This is a genomic window from Bacteroides cellulosilyticus DSM 14838 (genome assembly GCF_000158035.1).
Lineage (GTDB): Bacteria > Bacteroidota > Bacteroidia > Bacteroidales > Bacteroidaceae > Bacteroides > Bacteroides cellulosilyticus.
Map to the genome: position 1 here is coordinate 1,720,942 of NZ_EQ973490.1, position 21,595 is coordinate 1,742,536.

Below are 21,595 nucleotides of genomic sequence, written 5' to 3' on the forward strand. Positions count from 1 at the left end.
TCCAATGAAATTATTCAGTACCATTATAGTACTTTCCTTTGTATTTATCCTGACCGCTTGTGCCGCTTGCACCGATCCGGATATCCCTGGGACGCTGCCCCCACAGCCCTCTCAGGAGAAGTATACAGTGAAAGTCAGAAAAGTAGGGAACAGTCAGGAATGGCAGGCGCTCCAAGTCAAAACCGCCACCGTGGATAAGCATAATGTACGTACCAGTTACTTTGTACAGTTCGATATGACCTCCGCAATGGAAGTGATGGTGACTTATGGAGAAAAGTCTATACGGAAAGTAAACATCCGGCCGACCGATAAGAATATAGCATATACTCAGGAAGGAAACAGTATTTATTTCAATCTGGATAATCCTGCTTACCTGAGCATTGAATTCAATGACGACCGATTTGGTAACCTGCAACTTTTTGCGGACAAGGCAGCGGAGGAACAAGTCTTTCCGGATACTGAAGGAGTCATGTATTTGGGTCCCGGTGAATATGGTAATTCCAACGATGATATTGTCTGGATACCCGGTAACACTACTGTCTATTTAGACAAGGATGCTATCCTGACTTATAGTCTTAAAATTGCCAATGTGGAAAATGTACGTGTCATAGGCCGTGGGCAAATCAGGCAGCCGAAGAATCATGCCATCATCGTTGAGAACTCAAAACATGTTGAGATTGACGGAATCACCATCGTAGACCCTAATGGTGCCAGTATTCTGGTTGGGCAGACTACCGATGTTACTATCAGGAATCTGAAAAGCTTTTCAAGTATCATCTGGGGGGACGGTATCAATATGCGCAGCAGCAGTGATATCACTATTGATAATCTCTATATGCGGAATAGTGATGATTGCATTGCCATTTATGCCAGTCGTCAGGGCTCTTTGGGAGACAGCCGTAATATCAGTGTGCGGAATTCTGTTCTTTGGGCCGATAATGCGCATCCTATTAATATCGGTACTCATGGAGATGCTACACGCCCCGGTGGTGATACAATAGAGAATCTGACTTTTACAAATATTGATGTCCTGGATCATCATGAATTATCTCCTATTTATCAGGGATGCTTTGCTGTGACGTGTGGCGACAATAATACTGTCAGGAAATTGTTGTTTGAAGACTTCCGAGTGGAAAATATAGAGGAAGGCAAGCTCTTCTACTTCGCCGTACAGCAGAATACGGGTGAAGACAATCTGGTACCGGGAAGGACCATTGAAGATGTGACTATCCGTAATATATTCTATAACCCCGAATATCCCGGGCGCAATAAAGTGGGAAAATCGCTTGTAAAAGGGTTTGACAGCGAGCGTTTGACCAGGGATGTTACTATTGAAAATGTTATAATCAATGGTGAGAAGATGGTTAGGGAAGATTTGGAAATCAATGAATTTGTTGAAAACTTAACTGTGAAATAGTTATGAGAGGATATCTGAGACCAACTTTGATAGTCTGTACCCTGACCACTTTATTATTTACTTCCTGCAAGCATCCGGAAAACAACGCAACTCCGGTTATTCCGGTAGATAAGCAGCTGGAGGCTAAGGTGGACAGTCTTCTGAAGAGTTTGTCGCTGGAAGAGAAAATCGGCCAGATGACACAGTTGACACTTGACGTGGTGACCAAAGGGGATAATGTCTATCATACTACTTTCCCGTTGGAACTGGATCCGGTTGTAGTAGATACGGTGTTGAGGAAATATAAAGTGGGTTCCATCCTGAATACTGCTTCCAACGTTCCTCAAACTGTAGACAAGTGGGCGTCTATTATCTCGGGGTTACAGAAAGTTGCCATTGAGGAAACCGGTATCCCTTTGGTTTACGGTATCGATCAGATGCATGGTACCACTTTCACAATAGGCGGCACAATGTTTCCGCATGAGATTGGTATGGCGGCAACTTTTAATCCCCAACTAGTGTATGAAGGGGCTCAGATAGCAGCCTACGAAACCAAGGCGGGGAATGCCCCCTGGAATTTCTCTCCGGTATTGGACTTGGGACGTGATGCCCGCTGGTCGAGAATCTATGAGACGTATGGAGAAGATGTGTATCTGGCATCTCAGATGGGAATGGCATGTATAAAGGGATATCAGGGAGATAATCCGAATCAGATAGGGGATAGTCAGGTAGCCTCGTGCCTTAAACATTTTATGGGATATGGGGTTCCGGTTTCCGGTAAAGACCGGACTCCTTCCAGTATATCCGAACAGGATTTACGCGAACGGCATTTCCAACCATTCCTGAATGCGATTCAATCGGGTGCGTTATCTGTTATGGTGAACTCGGCTTTAAACAACGGGCTTCCTTTTCATGCTAACTACACTTTACTGACCGAATGGCTCAAAGAAGACTTAAATTGGGACGGAGTAATTGTTACTGACTGGGCGGATATTAATAATCTTTATCAGCGCGATAAAATCTGTGGTTCGGCTAAAGAGGCTATTAAGTTGGCAATCAATGCAGGAATCGATATGGCAATGACTCCTTACGAATGGAGCTTTTGCATTGATCTGAAAAATTTGGTAGAGGAAGGAGAAGTATCTATGGAACGTATTGACGATGCAGTTCGCCGTATCCTGCGGATGAAGTTTCGGCTGAATTTGTTTGAGCGTCCTTATTGGAGTCCTTCGGAATATCCTGATTTCGGAAGTGACAAACATGCTCTTGTTGCCAGAAAGGCTGCGGAAGAGTCCATTACTTTGCTGAAGAACGAAGGTGGTATCTTGCCTCTCCAAACGGGAGCTAAGGTACTGGTAGTCGGTCCTAATGCTAATTCGATGCGTACACTTAATGGAGGGTGGACCCTCTCCTGGCAAGGGGAGAAGGCTGACGTATATGCCGGAGAATACAATACGATCTTGGAAGCGGTGATTCAACGAGCTGGTCATGCCCGGATATCTTATGAACCGGGAGTAACTTATAAGACTGCTGATCCGCCCACTATTGATATCCTTTATTGGGAAGAGAATAAGCCGGAAATAGAGAAGGCGGTCGCAGCTGCCCGGAAAGTTGATTATATCTTGCTGTGTATTGGTGAAAACTCGTATGCTGAAACTCCCGGAAATCTTTCGGATCTGACTCTTTCCCGCAATCAGTTGCAGTTGGCAAAGGCTTTGACTGCTACCGGAAAACCTGTTATACTGGTTTTGAATGAAGGCCGTCCCCGTATCATTTCAGAGATAGAACCTTTGGCGAAAGCAGTTGTACATCTTTATCTGCCGGGCAACTATGGAGGGGATGCTTTAGCCAAGGTGCTGTATGGAGATGTAAATCCGAGTGGTAAGCTGCCTTATACATATCCTCGTTATGTACACTCACTGGCTAATTATGACCACAAACCTTGTGAAAGTATGGATACTATGGAAGGAGCTTATAATTATAATGCAGTAATGTCTGTGCAATGGGCATTTGGTTACGGGCTGAGCTACACAACTTTTACTTACTCCAATCTGAAAGTAGACAAGAGTCATTTTAAACCTGCTGATGTATTGTCTTTCTCTGTTGATATAACTAATGATGGAGAGCGTAGGGGTAAAGAGTCCATATTGCTTTTTACCAGTGACGAAATAGCTTCCCTGACTCCCGATGTACGTCGTTTGCGGGCATTCCATAAAGTGGAACTGGCTCCGGGAGAAAAGAAAACCGTGACAATGGAAGTAAAAGCAGAAGATCTGGCATTTGTAGATCTGGATGGGAAATGGAGACTGGAAGAGGGAAGTTTTAAAGTACAGGTCGGTGATCAGGTTTTGACGGTGTATTGTGATGAAACAAAGGCTTGGAATACTCCTAATCGGTAAATAGATTTAGGTATTAGTTTGTTTAAAGCTACTTTCATGTAGCTGTTGGTAGAGGAAACCGTTTTATTCCACTGAGGGATAAGGCGGTTTTCTTTTGCATCATTTTAGTAGTGCTATAAGATTTTTCTCTACTTTTGTATTGAATCTACCGACATTAATAATATGAAAAACAAAAACTGTGAAATAAGAATAGGGAGGTATGTGCTGTTTATCATATTACTGCTCAGCTCCTCGCTTCATGCACAAGATCACTATGCGTTTACTCCCATTGATTGCAGTGACGGACTTTCGGGTAACAGAGTCCGCAATATCATTCAATTGCGGGATGGGCGCATTGCAATCAATGCCAATGAGATTGTTAGCATCTACGATGGAACTTCTTTTCAATATTTTCATTATAATAAAAGTAACATAATTCCTCTTAATGACTATGTTGGGCATCATCGCATTTATGTGAATGAGGACTATATTTATATCAAAGACTGGTATAAACTAATGGCCATCAACATCAATGAAGAATGCTTTGAACAGCATTTGGACGATCTGTTTAAGTCTTATGGTGTAAAGGGGACGCTAGTGAACTTCTTTGTAGATGAGTCAGGTAATTATTGGATGCTGACGGATGATGATGTACTCTTGTACAGGGATTATGCCGGGGGAAAGACAGTTGAGTTTCTGAAGGATGTTTCAACGAACGGAGATGTACGTGACAGGCTTCTGGATATTGCGGTAGTAAACCGGCAAGTTTTCTTGTTCTACAATTCAAGCCTCATGGTCTGTTATGATCTGGAAACATCCAGAGAATTATACCGGGAATATGCACTGGTTGAAAAGCAGGATAGGTCTGCTACCCTGTTGGTTGTCCCTCGGGGAAAGTACTTGTACTATTTGATGAATGGGCGAAAGACTGAAGCTTTACGGTTTGATATTGAACTGCGTAAGTGGGAAGTGATATTAGAGACTGAATATAGGCTGAATGTGCTTTCTGTAGGTAAAGAACACGATATATGGATCACCAGTCAGGCCGGCCTGTGGGTATGTGATGAAAAACTGCAAAACAAACAATTTATCCCTACGCTGGAATTTGTAGATGGTAAAGAGATAAAAACGGAAGTCAGCACAGTCTTTAATGATAATCAGGGAGGAACTTGGATCGGGACTTTGGACAGGGGAATATGTTATTACCATCCTAACCGCTTTAAATTCAAAAATATAGGTAAAGTGTTCTTCCCTAATATTGATCAGAATGGGGAAGTTAGTGTGTCGTGTTTTGTAGAAGATACTCATGGCGAAATCTTGGTAGGTACCCGCCAGGGACTTTTACGGTACTCTTTATCTGAGAGCAAATTGTCTGTTGAGGCAGGATTACCCCGCAATTTACGATGCAATGGGTTAACTAAAGATAGCCGGCAGCGGATATGGCTTTCATCGGTTGAGGCATTATTCTGTATTCAGAATGGAAAGAGCAGAAGTTATCCTGTACGTGATGTGGCGAAGGTATTTGAAGCACCGGATAAGAACCTGTATATCTGTTCATATATAGATGGCCTGTGTCTTTTGAATCCTGATACCGGAGAACTTAAGAAGATAGCAGAAAGTGAAGGACGACAAATCAACTCTGTTTCGCAGATCAGGAATTATAAAGAGGGTATGCTGATAGGAATCTGCAATTTAGGACTGTTTACCTATGATTATAAAAATCAGGTTCTGACTGCACCGGTGTTTAAAGATAAAAAGGCTTGGCAAGATTTCTATGATATCCATCGTTATTCTGATTTGTACGTAGATAGCCGTAACCTGATTTGGCTTGCCACACAGGATGGCCTGATAGTCTGGAATCCAAAGAATGAAGAGATCAGGATGTTTTATATGGAGAATGGTCTGGTAAACAATAGTATACAGGCAATATCCGAAGATCGTCACCACGTGATGTGGATTACCACTTCTTATGGAATATCTTGTGTGAATGTAGTTCAGGAAGGAGGAAGAACAGAATACTCTTTTTCCAACTTTAACCATAGTGATGGAGTGATAGAACGGGAATTCCTGGAAAGATCCGTATATGTAACGAAGGATGATGTGATTCTGATGGGAGGAATTGATGGTTTCAACGAATTCCGAATTAATAAACTGCCTCCGGTAAAACAGGATATGAAGCCTCTCTTCGTGAGCTTTCATCTTTTTGGGAAAAAGGTGGAGATGGATAAGGCGTATGATGGCAATATACTATTGAGAGAGCCTGTAAGCGCAACTCAAAAGATTATCTTGAATTATGACCAGAACTTTGTATCGTTTGATTTCTCTGCACTGAATTATATCAATAGATCACAGACTCACTATCGTTACCGGCTGAAGGGGTTGGATAAGGAGTGGCATGAAATAGTTTCTCCCACAGGGACAGGAACTGCCTCTTATGCCAATCTTCCTCCGGGTACGTATGATCTGGAAGTATATGCGGCAAACAACAGTAAGCAGTGGGGAAGCAGTTGTGCAACTATACAAATCATTGTAAAGGACCCGTATTGGAAAACTCCTTTGGCTTATTTCATTTATTGCCTGTTGATTGCCCTTTCCATATATTGGGCCCTTTCCAGTTATTTGCGAATGAATAAGAGGAAGTTGCAAAAAGCTCAGGAAGAAGAACTGAATCAAATGAAATTCCGCTTCTTTACCAATATAAGCCATGAATTCCGCACACCGCTGACTCTGATCATAACCCCATTGGAATCTCTTATTAAGGAAGTCGGCGACATGGCCTTGAAGAAGAGATTACAATCCATTTACCGTAATTCCAAAGAACTGCTGAACCTCGTCAATCAATTGCTGGACTTCAGACGTTTGGAAGTTCATGGCGAGAAGCTGTTTCTTGTTAAGGGGAATATAGCGGAGTTTGTGTCTTCGATAAAGTCCTCTTTTGATTATCTGGCTCAGGAAAAGGAGATTTCTTTTGAGATAGATGATAAGATTACAGAAGATTTATATATAAGTTTCGACCGTGAGAAGATACAAAAGGTACTGAATAATCTATTGTCTAATGCATTCAAGTTCACACCTGCAGGAGGCAGGGTGACGATAACTTTCGATACTTGTAAGGAATCGGACGGGGTACAGTATTTCCGTCTTTGCGTGAAAGATACCGGAACAGGGATTCCACGAAAGAATCTTTCCCATATTTTTGAGCGTTTCTATCAGGTGAAAGAGGAAGAAGATAAAATAGGCAGTGGAATTGGTCTTCATCTGGTGAAAGAGTATGTAGAGTTGCATTCCGGAAAGATAGAAGTGGAGAGTGAAGTAAATAAGGGCAGTTTGTTCACTGTATATCTACCTGTGCGTACTGATGTAGAAGTGGATACGGAGTTACCGGAAGTGGAAGATACTTTCATCGGGGATGAATTGAACCCTGATGCGGAAAGTGATCAGGACTTGCAAACAGATAAAGAGTACACTATACTTCTGGTGGAAGATGACAAAGAATTCCGGCATTACATGTTTGAACTGCTTTCCAAGAAATACAATGTATTGGAAGCAGGTGATGGGGAAGAAGGAGAACGGATTGCCACAACAAAGTTTCCCGATTTGATAATCAGTGATATTATGATGCCGAAAGTGGATGGACTTGAGTTATGTAAACGCATCAAGTCCAATATACAGGTGTCGCATATCCCTGTCATATTACTGACTGCCCGTTCTACGGACGAAAGTAAATTGTTCGGGTACGAATCAGGTGCGGATGAGTATATATCCAAACCGTTTAATCTGGATATTCTGCTATTGAGAATACAGAAACTGATAAACGAAGAGAAAGCCCGTCAGAAATCTTTTTCACAGGGAATAAATATTAATCCGGGAGAGGTTACCATCACTTCTATTGATGAGCAGTTTATAGAGAAGGTCTGCGCATTGATTCAAAAGAATATAGATAATCCCGAATATTCGGTAGAGAAGCTGAGTGCTGATGTTGGGATGGAGCGTACGGTACTATATCGTAAATTGAATGCAATTGCCGGCCAGACTCCTTCTGATTTTATCCGTTCCATTCGTTTGAAGCATGCTGCTCAATTACTGAATAAAGGATATCAGGTAGGTGAAGTGGCTGATATGGTTGGTTTCAATACTCCTAAATATTTCACAAAGTACTTCAAACAGGCGTTTGGTGTAACGCCTTCCCAATATAAGACTAATATGACTGGGGAGAGTTGATTCATTTCCATCCCAATTAGTGTAATTAGTTGTATCTTATTGCATGCCGGTTTTTGCCAGTTAGTTGGCAAACCCTTGCCATCATGGTGGCAAGATTCAGGTAAAAACCTTGCCTACTGTGCATTTTTCCTTTGAAAACAACGAAATGTACCTTAAAAAGCAACGAGCTGACCCCTACTCAGAGTCGTCTTCCCGGTACTTTTGCAATTGAAATAACCGAGTATTAACCCATAAATCAATTGCCATGGAAAATGCACCTTAAAAGTCGTATCATGTTTTTTACCTTTATTTCTAACTTCAATTAATTAACCGTTTTATGAATCATTTAATGCATGAAAAATCATAATCTGTTTTTAACACCAAACTACCGGTATCGTTTACCGGAATCGAATCTTAAGAAGCTGATACTTTCACTGATTGTCCTTCTGAGTTTTGTTCATGTGGCTGCACAGAATAATATAAATATCAGCGGAACTGTTGTGGATGATCAGGGGGAAGCTGTGATAGGAGCCAGTGTAGTTGCTCAGAAAAGTAAGAATGGTACAATAACCGATGTGGAAGGTAATTTTAAACTGTCGGTTCGTTCTAATGATGTCCTGACTATCTCTTTTATAGGATATATCACCCAAACAGTTCCGGTGTCCGGTAAAAACAATATTGTTGTGACGCTGAAAGAAAATAGTATGTTGCTGGATGAAGTGGTAGTCACCGGTTTTGGACTTGCCCAGAAGAGGGCTTCCGTTACGGGTGCAATTTCTTCTGTGGGTGCACAGGAATTGGCACATGCAAAGTCGGTAACGGCTACAGGTGCACTGGTAGGTAAGCTCCCCGGTGTAAACTTCCGTCAGGATAACGGACGTCCGGGTGCCGCTCCCAATATCCAGATCAGAAACATGGGAACACCCTTAATCATTATTGACGGTGTGCAGAAAGATTCCGGTAACCTGAATAACCTGGATTTCAATGATATCGAATCTGTTTCCGTACTGAAAGATGCTTCGGCGGCTATTTATGGTATGCAGGCCGCTAATGGTGTAGTGGTAATTACTACCAAAAGAGGACAGAAGAATCAAAAGTTGAAGGTCAATGTGAATGGGTATTATGGATGGCAGTTACCTTCCAACTATCCAAAACCCGCTTCGGCAGAAGATTATCTGGCGGCTATCATACAGACTGAAACAATAAATGGAACTCCGAGAACCGTTACGAAAGAAGAGTACCAGAAATGGGTGGATAAGGTTGACGAAGACCATACTTCTTTCGACTGGTATAAGTACATTTGGGTGAGTGCGCCGCAGTCTTATGTAAATGCAAATGTATCTGGTGGCACGGAGAAAGTCAGATATTACCTGAGCTTGGGACATATCGATCAGGAAGGGAATATCAGAGGTTTTAAAGGCTTCAACAGAACCAATATGCAGTCTAATATCGACATTGATATTACGAACAGGTTCAAAGTCGGTGTAGCAATCAACGGACGCATAGAGACTACCGATAATCCGGGGTTGCCGGGTGACGACTACAATCTGCCTATTTATGGAGCTTATAATAACTTGCCGACTAAAAAGCCTTATGCCAATAATAATCCTAAGTATCCGGCTATATCGGCACCTTGGGCACAAGACAGTTTCGGATGGATGAATTACGAACATGCAGGAAGTTATAAGGATCAGTGGAAGGTTATTCAGATTAACGGTACTGCCGAATATGAAATACTGAAAGGCCTGAAGGCAAGAGGACTGTTCAGCTATTGGCTGGCAAACAGAAGACAGTCGAACCGGGAATACTCCTATAAATTCTATGAGTATGACAAAGAGAGTGATGTCTACAATGTAGTGGAAACAGGTACGGCACGTTATACAGAAAGAAGTATGGAGATGAAAGAAGAACTGACTTCCAATATTCAGCTGTCGTATGAAAATACGTTTGCACTCCATCATGTAAATGCCGTTGTGGGCTTTGAGGCAAAGAAAGGCACTTATCCAAGAATGTATGCATTGGGAAATCCTCCGGCAAATGGAATCCCTTATATCGATAAAACTAGTCTGTCTAATTTTACCGATGGCATTGGTAACCCGCAGACACGTATGGGATATATAGGTCGCCTGAACTACGACTACGCAAATAAGTACATCATAGAATTATCCGGCAGATATGATGGCTCTTATCGTTATAAACGGGGTAAACGTTGGGGATTCTTCCCGTCGGCTTCTATCGGTTACCGGGTTACGGAAGAGAAGTTCTGGCAGGATGTCGATTTCCTGAAAGACAATATCACCAATCTGAAAATCCGTGCTTCGTATGGTGTGTTAGGTGAAGAATTGGGTACGGCCTTAAGTCATATTGTAGGCTATAATTATAATAGCGGTGGTGCTGTGATCGATGGAGGACTGGTTACAGGCAGTACTGTTACAGGATTGGCTACTGATAATATTACATGGGGTAAATCTAAGATACTGAATATCGGTATTGACCTGGGGTTCCTGGATAATCGCCTGAATGCTTCTTTTGACTATTTCAACAGAGATCAGACCGGATTGCTGGCAAGCCGTTATGATGTGCAGATTCCGGAAGAAGTGGGATTCTCACTGCCTCAGGAAAACCTGAACTCTAATTATGCCAGGGGATTCGACGCCTCTGTGAATTGGAGGGACCGAATCGGAGATGTGAATTATACGGTAGGAGGTAACGTTACTTATTCACGCTGGTATGTGGGAGACCGATACAAGCCTAGATTCTCCAGTGAATGGCAAAAGTTCCGTTATCAGGCAGGAAATATAAAGGGACGTTATACGGATGTGGAGTTCTCACTCGTTTCGGATGGACAATTCCAGAGTTGGGAGGAGATTGCAAACCATCCTGTTGACCAGGACCATCAGGGAAATATTACGTTGAAACCGGGTGATGCCAAATATAAGGATATGAATGGTGACGGTTTGATTAATGATGCCGACTGGCGTCCGATAGGCTATCGTAAAGGAGGAACACCGTGGGTGAACTTTGCATTTAATCTGGCTCTGGATTGGAAGGGAATTGATTTCCGTGCAGATTTTGTAGGAGCAACAGCCTATACATATGTTCAACAGGGATTCCTGAGATATTTCGATCCTAATAAGAATCTCTCTCAATACCTTTGGGATAACTCAACCAGACTTGTGGATATCTGGGATGCTGACAGTGGTTTTAATATCGGCAAATACCCGTTGGCTCTACGTACCCGGAATAATAGTGACTGCACACATTGGCCCAGTGATTTCTGGTATACCAATATGACTTATCTGAAGATGAGAAATGTGGAGATAGGTTATACTCTACCTCAAAAGTGGACTTCAAAAATCGGGATTTCCCGTTGCCGTTTCTATGTTTCAGGGCAAAACCTGTTCGCTCTGAAGAATATTGATATTGATATCGATCCTGAAATTACGGCGGAGAACGGTATGGCCTATCCGAATATGAAAGTAGTGAACTTTGGTTTTTCCGTTGATTTTTAATAACCTTTATACGCATCAAGATGACAAAAATAAAATTGATAATCATATCCGCCCTTTTCTTAATGGGGGCTGCCGGTTGTTCGGAATCCTTTTTGGATCAGGAACCTGAAAATGTGATACCTGAGAGTATGATTTATGAAGATAAGGAGCTTGTATTATCTGTACTTTCAAATTTGTATGGCAAAGTAAACTGGGGACAGAATAATGGGGATTTTGGGAGTTACGACCAGTTGGACGAAGCTAATAAATGCTATGGAAGTCCGTGGGTGATATTTACGGAGTATGACCGGAACTCATGGAGAGTCCGTGATTATGACTTTGTCCGCCGAGTAAACTTGTTTTTACAGGGTGTCAGGGGCAGTAGTGCACTTCAGGAAAGTGAAAAAAAGGCTTTTGAAGGAGAGGCTCGTTTCCTGCGTGCCTGGCATTATTTCCATATGGCCCGTACTTTGGGCGGTATGCCGCTTGTTGGAGACCAGGTGTTTAATTATGAATCGGGAATAGATGTGGAAACCTATCAGGTGCCACGTTCCACAGAGGCGGGAATCTATGATTATGTAATCAGCGAATGTGATGAAATTGCCCGCCAGCTGACCGAACAAACGACTATAAATTCTGCCCGGGCCAATAAATGGGCGGCTTTAATGTTGAAGGCACGTGCTGCCGTGTATGCAGGATCCATTGCAAATTATGGTAATAAGATTACTCCGACTCTGAAGACAGACAATGGAGAAGTCGGTATTCCGGCTGATTTGGCTACTAAATACTATGAGACTGCATTGGCTGCTGCTGAGGAAGTTATAGAAAACAGTCCTTATGAATTGCAGATTTCCGATCCTCAGGATTTAGGATTGAGCTTTTATAAGGCTGTATGCCAGAAATCGAATAATAAAGAAGTTATTTGGGCTTTGGACAGATCTGTGGCGGATAAGGTGACGACTAACTTCACAGCCTGGTGTATGCCTTTCTCTTTGAAAGATGGAATACAGGGAAATGCCCTGGGAGCACTTCTCAATTTAGTGGAATCTTTTGAAAACAGGGATGGAAGCAACGCCGAGATAAAGACGCATGATGCTAATGGTAACTTTGTGTTCTATGATAATCCGGAAGAGCCTTTCGAAATGAAAGATGCCCGATTGTGGGGAACTGTGATATGGCCTAATGCACTTTATAGAAGTGAGCCGGTGGCTCTACAAGCTGGTTTGTTGATTAAAGATACAGAGAATCCGAGCCAATGGAAAACAAAGATCAGCTCTTTAGGTGCAACCACTGAAGACGGGCAGCTAATCACTGCACTGGACGGACCATTGGCAACGGCAGGCGACAGGTTTAATAAGACCGGTTTCTTGGTACGTAAATTCCTGGATGAAGCTGCCAATGCAGGATCGGATACGCAGAATAGTGAGATGTGGTATCCCCGTTTCCGCTTCGCAGAGGCTTTACTGATTGCAGCGGAAGCAGCTTATGAATTAGGGGGAACAAACAAGGTGAAGGCCGTCGAATATATAAACAGAGTTCGTGCCCGTGGTGGAATTAAAGAATTAACGGAATCCACGATCACTTTTGAGCACATAGTGAATGAGTATAGGGTTGAGTTTGCTTTTGAAGATCATCGTTGGTGGGACTTGAGACGTTGGAGGCTTGCCCATACTGTATGGAATGGAGTCATTGACAGTCCGACTGCGCAGATGTATTCCCTTTTCCCCTATAAGGTGTATGCACCCGGTTCACCATATGATGGTAAGTGGGCTTTCGAGAAAAGCAGATCTTATATGGCGCCGAATGCAAGGAACTTCACCATGCGGTGTTATTACGGTTCGATTGATGATGGCTGGATTAACAAGAATCCGAAGCTGGTTAAGAACCCATTACAGTAATATAGTAACTAACGATTAGATTAAATAAAATGAAGAATATCAATAGCCTTATATTAATCCTTGGCTTGTTTCTGGTAACCGGTTGCGAGCTGGATAACTTCGATGAGCCTAAAAGTGAGTTTAAGGGTAGGTTTGTCTATGAAGGTGAAGCACTACAATTAAGAGGGACTGCCTATGACAATGATTGCATGATGTATGCCTATCAGGAAGGACCTGAGTATGAAGATCGGGGAGCCATCAATTTGTTTGTTAACTCTGATGGAGAATTTAATTCTTTGATGTATAATGGCTTCTATAAGATTGTGTTGAGGCAGGATAGAGGCCCTTGGATTCCCCGGAAGGATACGATTGAAGTAAACATCAAAGGTAATCAGATATTGGATGTTGAGGTTACTCCTTATTTCCTTATCAAGGATACTGAGATTGATTTTCAGAATAAGGTGGTAAAAGTGAAATGCAAGATAAACCAGGTGGTTGAGACAGCTTCCATTGACAGGGCGGTGATCTATATATCCAAAACGAAGCTGGTGGATAATGTCGCGAAGATAGCGGAGAAGTCATTCACCAATCTGACTCCGGGTGAGCATGAATTCACTTTCGACCTGAGTGATAATGGAGTGACTGATGCTGCTAAGTTTTTATATGCAAGAGTCGGGGTTAAGGCACGGCAAGGAAATGATTATATATTTTCCGAGGTCACTCAACTGAGATAGATTATTTTCATTAGGTAATTCATAATATAAACAAGTAAAAAAGAAACCATGAACATGAAGTTTTATTCAAAAATCAGTAGTATGCTGGTGGCTGCGGCTTTTTTGTCGACCTTACCTGTCGAGGCACAGATTTTCCGGCAAACCAAGCAGGGAATAACGGGTACTACGCAGGGAATGGATATTGAGATCCAATTCATCAGCCCTGAAATTGTACGTGTGGTGAAGGCACCCGAAGGACGTAGCTTTACAAAGAAAAGCCTTTCTGTGGTTAAGAGTCCTGAAAGCATGTCTGTAACGACCGAGAAGAAAGGAGAAACCGTTTCCCTGAAAAGCAATGCTGTACGCGTTGATTTCAATGTGGAGACCGGACGGATTTCTTTTTTTGACAAGCAAGGAAAGGCATTGTTTACCGAGAAAGATTATGGTGCTCAGTTTACTCCGTTCAATGATGCGGGGAATCAGACTTTTAGTGTGCGTCAGGCCTTTTTGCTGGATAAGGATGAGGCTATCTATGGTCTGGGACAGCAACAGGTTGATGATCTGAATCAGCGCAATCATAAACATTTCATGCGTCAGCGTGCATTGCATGCCAGTGTTCCAATCATTCAGTCGACGAAGGGGTATGGAATGTTCTGGGATAATTATTCTCCGACCACTTATACAGATAATCCGCAGGAGATGTCCTTTGATTCGGAAGTGGGAGAATGTATGGACTATTACTTCATGTATGGCGGTAACGCCGATGGTGTGATAGCGCAGATACGTGACTTAACAGGACAAGCGCCTATGTATCCGTTGTGGACATTCGGTTTCTGGCAATCGCGTGAGCGTTACAAATCACAACAGGAAACAATGGAAGTTGTAGATAAATACCGTGAACTGGGAATTCCTTTGGATGGAATTGTTCAGGACTGGCAATATTGGGGACCGAACTCTAACTGGAACTCTATGAATTTCGATAATCCGGAGTTCCCTGATCCTCAGAAGATGATTGATCATGTGAAGAAGAAAAATGCGAAGATTATGATCTCCATATGGGCTTCATTCGGGCCGGATACGAATCCGTACAAGGACTTGGAGAAAATCAATGCTCTATTCAATTTCAAGACATGGCCTGCGGACGGGGGAGTGAAAGCTTATGATGCTTATAATGAAAAAGCACGTGATATTTATTGGGAGCACTTGAATAAAGGACTGTTCAGTAAAGGAATTGATGCCTGGTGGACAGATTCAACGGAACCTGACCATCTGGATGTTCAGGAGAGAGATTTCGATATTCCGACAGCGATGGGAACTTATCGTAGCGTAGTAAATGCTTTCCCGTTGATGAGTAATAAGGGAGTTTATGAGCATCAGCGTGCCGTAACCTCTAATAAACGCGTGTATCTGCTGACTCGTTGTGCATTTGCCGGACAACAGCGTTATGCGGCGAATACCTGGTCGGGTGATGTAATGTGTAATTGGGAAACATTCCGTAAGCAGATTCCTACAGGTTTGAACTTCTCTCTATCGGGAATACCTTACTGGAATACGGATATAGGTGGATTCTTTGCCTGGCCTTATCATGGTGGAGCTGAAAATAAAGCCTATCATGAACTGTATACCCGTTGGTTTCAGTATGGTACATTCCTGCCCATGCAGCGTTCGCATGGAAGTGGTGTGAAAAAGGAAATCTACAATCTGGGCAAAAAGGGGGACTGGGTGTATGATTCGGAAGAGAAATACATAAATCTGCGCTATGCATTGCTGCCGTATCTGTATTCAACAGGATGGCAGGTGACTGATAATGCAGGTTCTTTCCTTCGCGCCTTGTTCATGGACTTCAACGAAGATCAGAAAGTACACACTATCAGTAATCAGTATATGTTCGGAAAGGCATTTCTTGTGACTCCTGTAACTAGGAATATGTATGTATTCTCTGATAAGGAACAGTGGAAAGATCCGTATGAAGATTTTAGCAAGATAGGAACACAGGATGTTTATCTTCCGAAGGGAACCAAATGGTTTGACTTCTGGACGGGAGAAGCATTGAATGGTGGACAGGTGGTTACCAAAGAGGTTCCTATCGATATTATTCCATTGTATGTACGTGCGGGTTCCATTGTTCCTTTTGGGCCGAAAGTACAGTATTCTACGGAGAAGAAATGGAATAATCTGGAGATACGCATTTATCCCGGAGCTGATGGCGAATTTGTGCTGTATGAAGATGAAAACGATAATTATAACTATGAAAAAGGTGCTTATTCAACCATTAAGTTTACTTGGGATGATGCAAACCGGACGTTGAATATCGCAGATCGGGAAGGTACTTTTCCCGGTATGTTGAAATCACGTAAGTTCAATATAGTTGTAGTGGATAAGGAGAATGGAACAGGGAGTGTTCAGTCGACGAAATTTACGAAATCGGTTTCATATGGTGGGAAGAAGAAATCGGTTAAGCTATGATTGGATTTGATTTATTGAGTTCTCAATACTGATTTTTCACTACGGATTACACGGATTCGCATAGATTATCTATATGAAAAACATTTTCCCTTAATCTGTGTGAATCTGTGTAATCTGTGGTGATTTCTGATATAACCTTGTGCCCTTTTTATGGACAGTTAGCGTGAACTCAGCTTCTTTCTATATACAATCACCATTATCATAATACCTATCACCATCAGAGCCAGTGCTGCATAAGCGATGCCTTCCGTTACATGCAAGCTCTTCGGATCAAAGCGCATTTCGATGGTATGCTTTCCGGCAGGGACGTACATAGAACGTAAGATATAGTCTGCACGGGCAATGTCGGCAGGCTCTCCGTCAATGGTGGCTATCCAGCCGTCCGGGTAATAGATTTCGGAGAATACGATGACGCCGTCTTTAGAGTTATTCGTTTCATAAACCAGACGGTTCGGTTCGTAGCTTGTCAGACGCACGCTGGAAAGACTGTCTTTATGGGCAGTGGTAATGCCTTTCAGAATATCTTTGAAACGAGCATCTACTACGGCTGTCTCTATTGGCAATATGGTGTTCAGGGCATCGATTTCCTGGTTGGCATTGTCCACGTACTTCACATTGTTGACGAACCATGCATTGCCGTAAGCGTATGGATTCTCGATAGGAACTGTCTGTCCTTGTCCGGCAGGGAGGATGAAATACTTCGTGTTCAGCATATTCAGAACGCGGAACTTGGAAGCATCCACACTGTCCATCTCACCACCTGCGGTAGCGATAGCCCGATAGGCGGCCTGCATTTCGGGGGAAATATGACGATCTATCATTTCCTGATAACGTCTCAGTTTGGCTGCATGATATCCACCTACGCTCTTGTGCCAGTAAGAAGTTTTATTCTCGCTGAATGCATCTCCGGAAAAGCTTAATACGCGGTAATTCGGGTCAGTGTCTTGGAGGATGATTTCATCAGCTTGCGTTTTCTTAAAGGTGTCAACCTGGGCAGAACGGGGGACGAATTGGTCATCGTGCAGATAACGCTTGTTGACACTCCACATATCTACTACACAGAGAATAGCGATGCCGGCAATTACGAATGACTTTCTTAGTTTTCCGCTATAGTAAAGCCACAGCAACATGCAGCCAATTACAATGATAATGAAGCTACGCAGTGCGTCGGCGCTTACCATTGCAGCACGCATTTCTGCCAGATTGGAAAGGATACCGGATAGCTCGTTTGCAGGAATCATTTGCTGATTGACTGCATTCTGCAACATCTGCGCTTCCTGTGCGGGGACGAAAGTTGAACTGAAAGCTCCTGGAATCACGGCTAATATCAAAGCTACACCGGCAGTCAGTGCCAGACTGATACCAACAAACTTTATCTTCTTTTTCAATACCTCCGGTTCGTCCAGAATCTTTTTCAGAGCAAAGATAGCCAGTAGTGGAATTGTAAATTCAGCAATAACGAGGATAGATGATACTGCACGGAATTTACTATACATGGGTATATAATCAATGAAGAAATCTGTCAGTGGCATGAAGTTCTTACCCCATGAAAGAACAATGGAGAAGAATGTGGCTCCGATTAATGCCCATTTCAATGGACCTTTGACGATGAAGCAGCCTAGAATGAAAAGGAATAGTACAAAAGCACCTACATATACAGGACCTGACGTCATAGGCTGGTTACCAAAGTATTGGGACAGTTGCTGGTAGAGTCCGGCATAGGTCGGATTGGCTTTTTCCATGGCTGTTTCATTCAGGGCGAGGGGAACGGAAGCACCACCTTTAAAGTTGGGTACTAATAAGGTCCAGGTTTCGCCGATACCATAACTCCATTGGGTGATATAGTCACGGTCCAGTCCGCTACTGGTCTGTTTGGCGGCGTCACCGGTTTCGACGAGCTCGCTTTTGCCGCGCATGGTTTCTTTGCTGTATTCATAAGTGTGATACAGGTTCGACAGATTGACGGATATACCAATCAGCGCAGCTACAACAAGCACACCGCTTGCCTTGAAGAATTGCGGTAAGGTCTTGTTGCGCCATGCATCTTCAAAGTAGGCTCCTACAATGAAGAGGATGACAAATAGGAAGTAATAACTCATCTGTACATGGTTCGACAGAATTTGCAGGGCAATGAACAGTGCTGTAATAATGCCTCCTGCCAGATATTTACCCCGGTAAGCCAGTACGATACCTGCTATTGTAGGTGGTATATAAGCCAGCGTGATAAACTTCCAGATGTGTCCGGCAGATATCAGAATGAAGAAGTAGGATGAGAATGCCCACATTAATCCACCTAATCCTGCCAACCATGTAGGTATACCGAATGCACGCAACAAGATGAAAAAGCCCAGCATCAGGATAAATGTCAGGTTGACATACGTAGGCAAAAATAGTTGGTAGACCTTCTGTACCCAGGTCAACGGTTGGGTTGACTCGTAGCTGGGGGCTATCTGATAAGTCGGCATACCACCGAACAGAGAGTTAGTCCAGCGTGTATACTCACCAGTTTCTTCGCGATATTGAGTCGCTTCTTGTCCGGCACCTGCACCGGCAGCCGTGTCATGTTGAAAAAGAATGCGGTTTTCTATATCCGCCGGGAAGAAATAGGCGAATGAAAGTACTGCAAACATAAAGATGACCAGGAGGTCAGGGAGGAGCTTTTTCATAAAAACGGAGTTTTTATGAAGTTGAGAGTTGAGAGTTTACTGCACTATAATGCTGCATAGTAACTCTCAACTCTCAACTTCGTTAATAACGATAGTGTTCGGCCTTATACGGTCCGTCTACATTCACGCCTATATAGGCAGCTTGTTCGGGAGTAAGCTTTGTTAGTTTTACACCGATTTTCTCAAGGTGCAGGCGTGCTACTTCTTCATCGAGGTGCTTAGGCAGGCGGTAAACACCGGTTTCGTATTTCTTGTTGAACAACTCAATCTGAGCCAATGTCTGGTTAGTGAATGAGTTACTCATAACGAATGACGGATGTCCGGTGGCACAACCCAAGTTTACCAGACGACCATCAGCTAACAGAATAATGCTGTGTCCGTCAGGGAAATAATAGCGGTCTACTTGTGGCTTGATGTTAACGCATTTGATACCAGGATAATGTTTAAGAGCATCCACCTGGATTTCATTGTCGAAGTGACCGATGTTGCAGACAATAGCTTGGTCCTTCATCTGCGTCATGTGGTCGATACGGATAATGTCGATGTTGCCTGTTGTGGTAACAAAGATATTGCCTTGTGTGCAGGCTTCTTCCATGGTTACTACCTCAAAGCCTTCCATAGCGGCTTGCAGAGCACAAATCGGGTCTACTTCCGTAACCAGTACTCGGGCACCGTATGAACGCATGGAATGTGAACACCCCTTACCTACATCACCATATCCGCAGACTACCACTACCTTACCGGCAATCATTACATCCGTAGCACGCTTGATACCATCGGCTAAAGATTCGCGGCAGCCGTAAAGGTTATCGAATTTGGATTTCGTTACAGAGTCGTTTACATTGAATGCCGGGAACAGCAATTTACCTTCTTCCTGCATCTGATACAGACGATGTACGCCTGTAGTCGTTTCTTCAGAAACACCACGTACTTCGGCTGCTACACGTTGCCAGCGAGTAGGATCTGCAGCCAGTACGCACTTCAGAATTGCATTCAGTTCTATTTCATCTTCTGCATGGACTTCTTTGTCCAGGATAGAAGCATTGCTTTCGGCTTCATATCCCACATGTATCATCATGGTAGCGTCACCGCCATCGTCAACGATTACCGTAGGACCTTTACCGCCGGGGAAGTTCAGTGCCTGAAGCGTACACCACCAGTAGTCGGCCAACGTTTCGCCTTTCCAGGCAAATACAGGTACTCCACTTGCGGCAATAGCAGCTGCGGCATGGTCTTGAGTCGAATATATGTTGCATGAGCACCAGCGTACTTCGGCACCCAGTGCCACGAGGGTTTCAATCAGTACCGCTGTCTGGATGGTCATGTGCAGAGAACCCATGATACGAGCGCCTTTCAACGGTTTTGTTTCTCCATACTTTTCGCGAAGAGCCATAAGGCCGGGCATTTCTTGTTCTGCCAGATCGATTTCCTTGCGACCGAAGTCGGCAAGCGTAATGTCTGCCACCTTGTAGGGCAGAGTAGAGAATAATTCTTTAGACATATCTATCAATGATTTAAAATAAAAAGTGATGCAAAGATAGAACATTCTGATTAGTAGGACAAAAGCTATTGGTTTTTTTTAAATAAAAGCCTGCAATATGTGTTGATATAATTGAAAAGATATGCTATATTTGCTCCCCGAAAATGACACTCTACAACATATCTGCCTTGAAATGAGGGATTATAAAGATAAAACGAAAGAAGAACTGCTGGAGATAATCCGGGAACTGGAAGAACAGCTGGCAAGCCGCTCCCTGCCGACCGATCCTTGTCCGGATGAAGAGCCAGAACGCTTCCGTGAGAAATATGGCAAGGAAATACTGGAGGCTATCCCTGATATGTTGACGGTTTTTGATCGTAACCTGGACTACATAGAGCTACTTTCTTCTCCTGATACGAATCACGTGGAAGGTCTGTCCGGTAAAGATAAGTCGCATCCTAACTTGAAGGATATAGTGCCGGAATCAGAATATCGTAAGATTCGTGCTAATATGGAAAAGGTGGTGCGTACCGGTTTCCCCAGTATAGGAGAGCATTCGTTACAGTTTGAAGGTGAGACGCATCATTACGAGAATCTGGTATGTCCACTGGGAGATAAATACTTGTTGTGTATGTGCCGGGACGTGACGAGCCGGGAAAATGCACAGCGTGAGTTAGCTGCTGCCCGTGTAAAAGCTGAAGAATCCGACCGCTTGAAATCGGCATTCCTTGCAAATATGAGTCATGAGATCCGCACGCCTCTGAATGCGATTGTAGGATTTTCAAGATTGGTTATTGATCCGGGGCATGATGGAGACAAGGATGATTACTGCAACATTATCGAGCAGAATTCGGAATTGCTGTTGTGTCTGTTTAATGATATTCTGGACTTGTCTGCTATGGAGGCGGGTTCTTTGGGGTTTGTTAAG

General features: G+C 43.3%; 10 protein-coding genes. 8 read left to right on the plus strand and 2 right to left on the minus strand.

Annotated elements, in window-relative coordinates; translation table 11 throughout:
- The first annotated feature begins 4 nt into the window (after positions 1–4).
- From BACCELL_RS10765 to BACCELL_RS10795, 7 genes are all read left to right on the plus strand, one after another.
- Positions 5–1,417 carry a glycosyl hydrolase family 28 protein gene (locus BACCELL_RS10765; protein ID WP_007211799.1) on the plus strand — a complete coding sequence of 471 codons (1,413 nt, stop codon included), beginning with the start codon at positions 5–7 and terminating at the stop codon, positions 1,415–1,417.
- A gap of 2 nt (positions 1,418–1,419) precedes the next feature.
- On the plus strand, positions 1,420–3,795 hold the full coding sequence (locus BACCELL_RS10770) for a glycoside hydrolase family 3 N-terminal domain-containing protein (protein WP_007211800.1): 2,376 nt from the start codon (positions 1,420–1,422) through the stop codon (positions 3,793–3,795).
- A gap of 162 nt (positions 3,796–3,957) precedes the next feature.
- Positions 3,958–7,995 (plus strand): hybrid sensor histidine kinase/response regulator transcription factor, encoded by a 4,038-nt coding sequence (locus tag BACCELL_RS10775; RefSeq protein WP_007211801.1) that lies wholly within the window; start codon positions 3,958–3,960, stop codon positions 7,993–7,995.
- 332 nt (positions 7,996–8,327) lie between these two features.
- Positions 8,328–11,486 carry a SusC/RagA family TonB-linked outer membrane protein gene (locus BACCELL_RS10780; protein ID WP_007211802.1) on the plus strand — a complete coding sequence of 1,053 codons (3,159 nt, stop codon included), beginning with the start codon at positions 8,328–8,330 and terminating at the stop codon, positions 11,484–11,486.
- A gap of 20 nt (positions 11,487–11,506) precedes the next feature.
- A complete protein-coding gene (locus tag BACCELL_RS10785; RefSeq protein ID WP_007211803.1) occupies positions 11,507–13,363 on the plus strand; it encodes a RagB/SusD family nutrient uptake outer membrane protein in 1,857 nt (618 codons plus the stop codon).
- A 29-nt stretch (positions 13,364–13,392) separates the two neighbouring features.
- Positions 13,393–14,076, plus strand: a complete 684-nt coding sequence (locus tag BACCELL_RS10790; protein WP_007211804.1) for a DUF3823 domain-containing protein — start codon at positions 13,393–13,395, stop codon at positions 14,074–14,076.
- 48 nt (positions 14,077–14,124) lie between these two features.
- Positions 14,125–16,521, plus strand: coding sequence for a glycoside hydrolase family 31 protein (locus tag BACCELL_RS10795; protein ID WP_007211805.1), 2,397 nt, complete (start codon positions 14,125–14,127; stop codon positions 16,519–16,521).
- Positions 16,522–16,679: 158 nt separating this feature from the next.
- Here BACCELL_RS10795 and BACCELL_RS10800 read toward each other — a convergent pair whose 3' ends face one another.
- Together BACCELL_RS10800 and ahcY are read right to left on the minus strand one after the other, a co-directional pair.
- A complete protein-coding gene (locus BACCELL_RS10800) occupies positions 16,680–19,187 on the minus strand; it encodes a YfhO family protein (RefSeq protein ID WP_007211806.1) in 2,508 nt (835 codons plus the stop codon).
- A gap of 82 nt (positions 19,188–19,269) precedes the next feature.
- Entirely contained in the window at positions 19,270–20,688 is a 1,419-nt protein-coding gene (ahcY, locus tag BACCELL_RS10805) for an adenosylhomocysteinase (protein ID WP_007219288.1), read from the minus strand.
- 172 nt (positions 20,689–20,860) lie between these two features.
- Between ahcY and BACCELL_RS10810 the strand changes: the two genes are divergently transcribed.
- A partial coding sequence (locus BACCELL_RS10810; protein ID WP_248604789.1) for a histidine kinase dimerization/phospho-acceptor domain-containing protein occupies positions 20,861–21,595 on the plus strand: 735 nt, incomplete at its 3' end.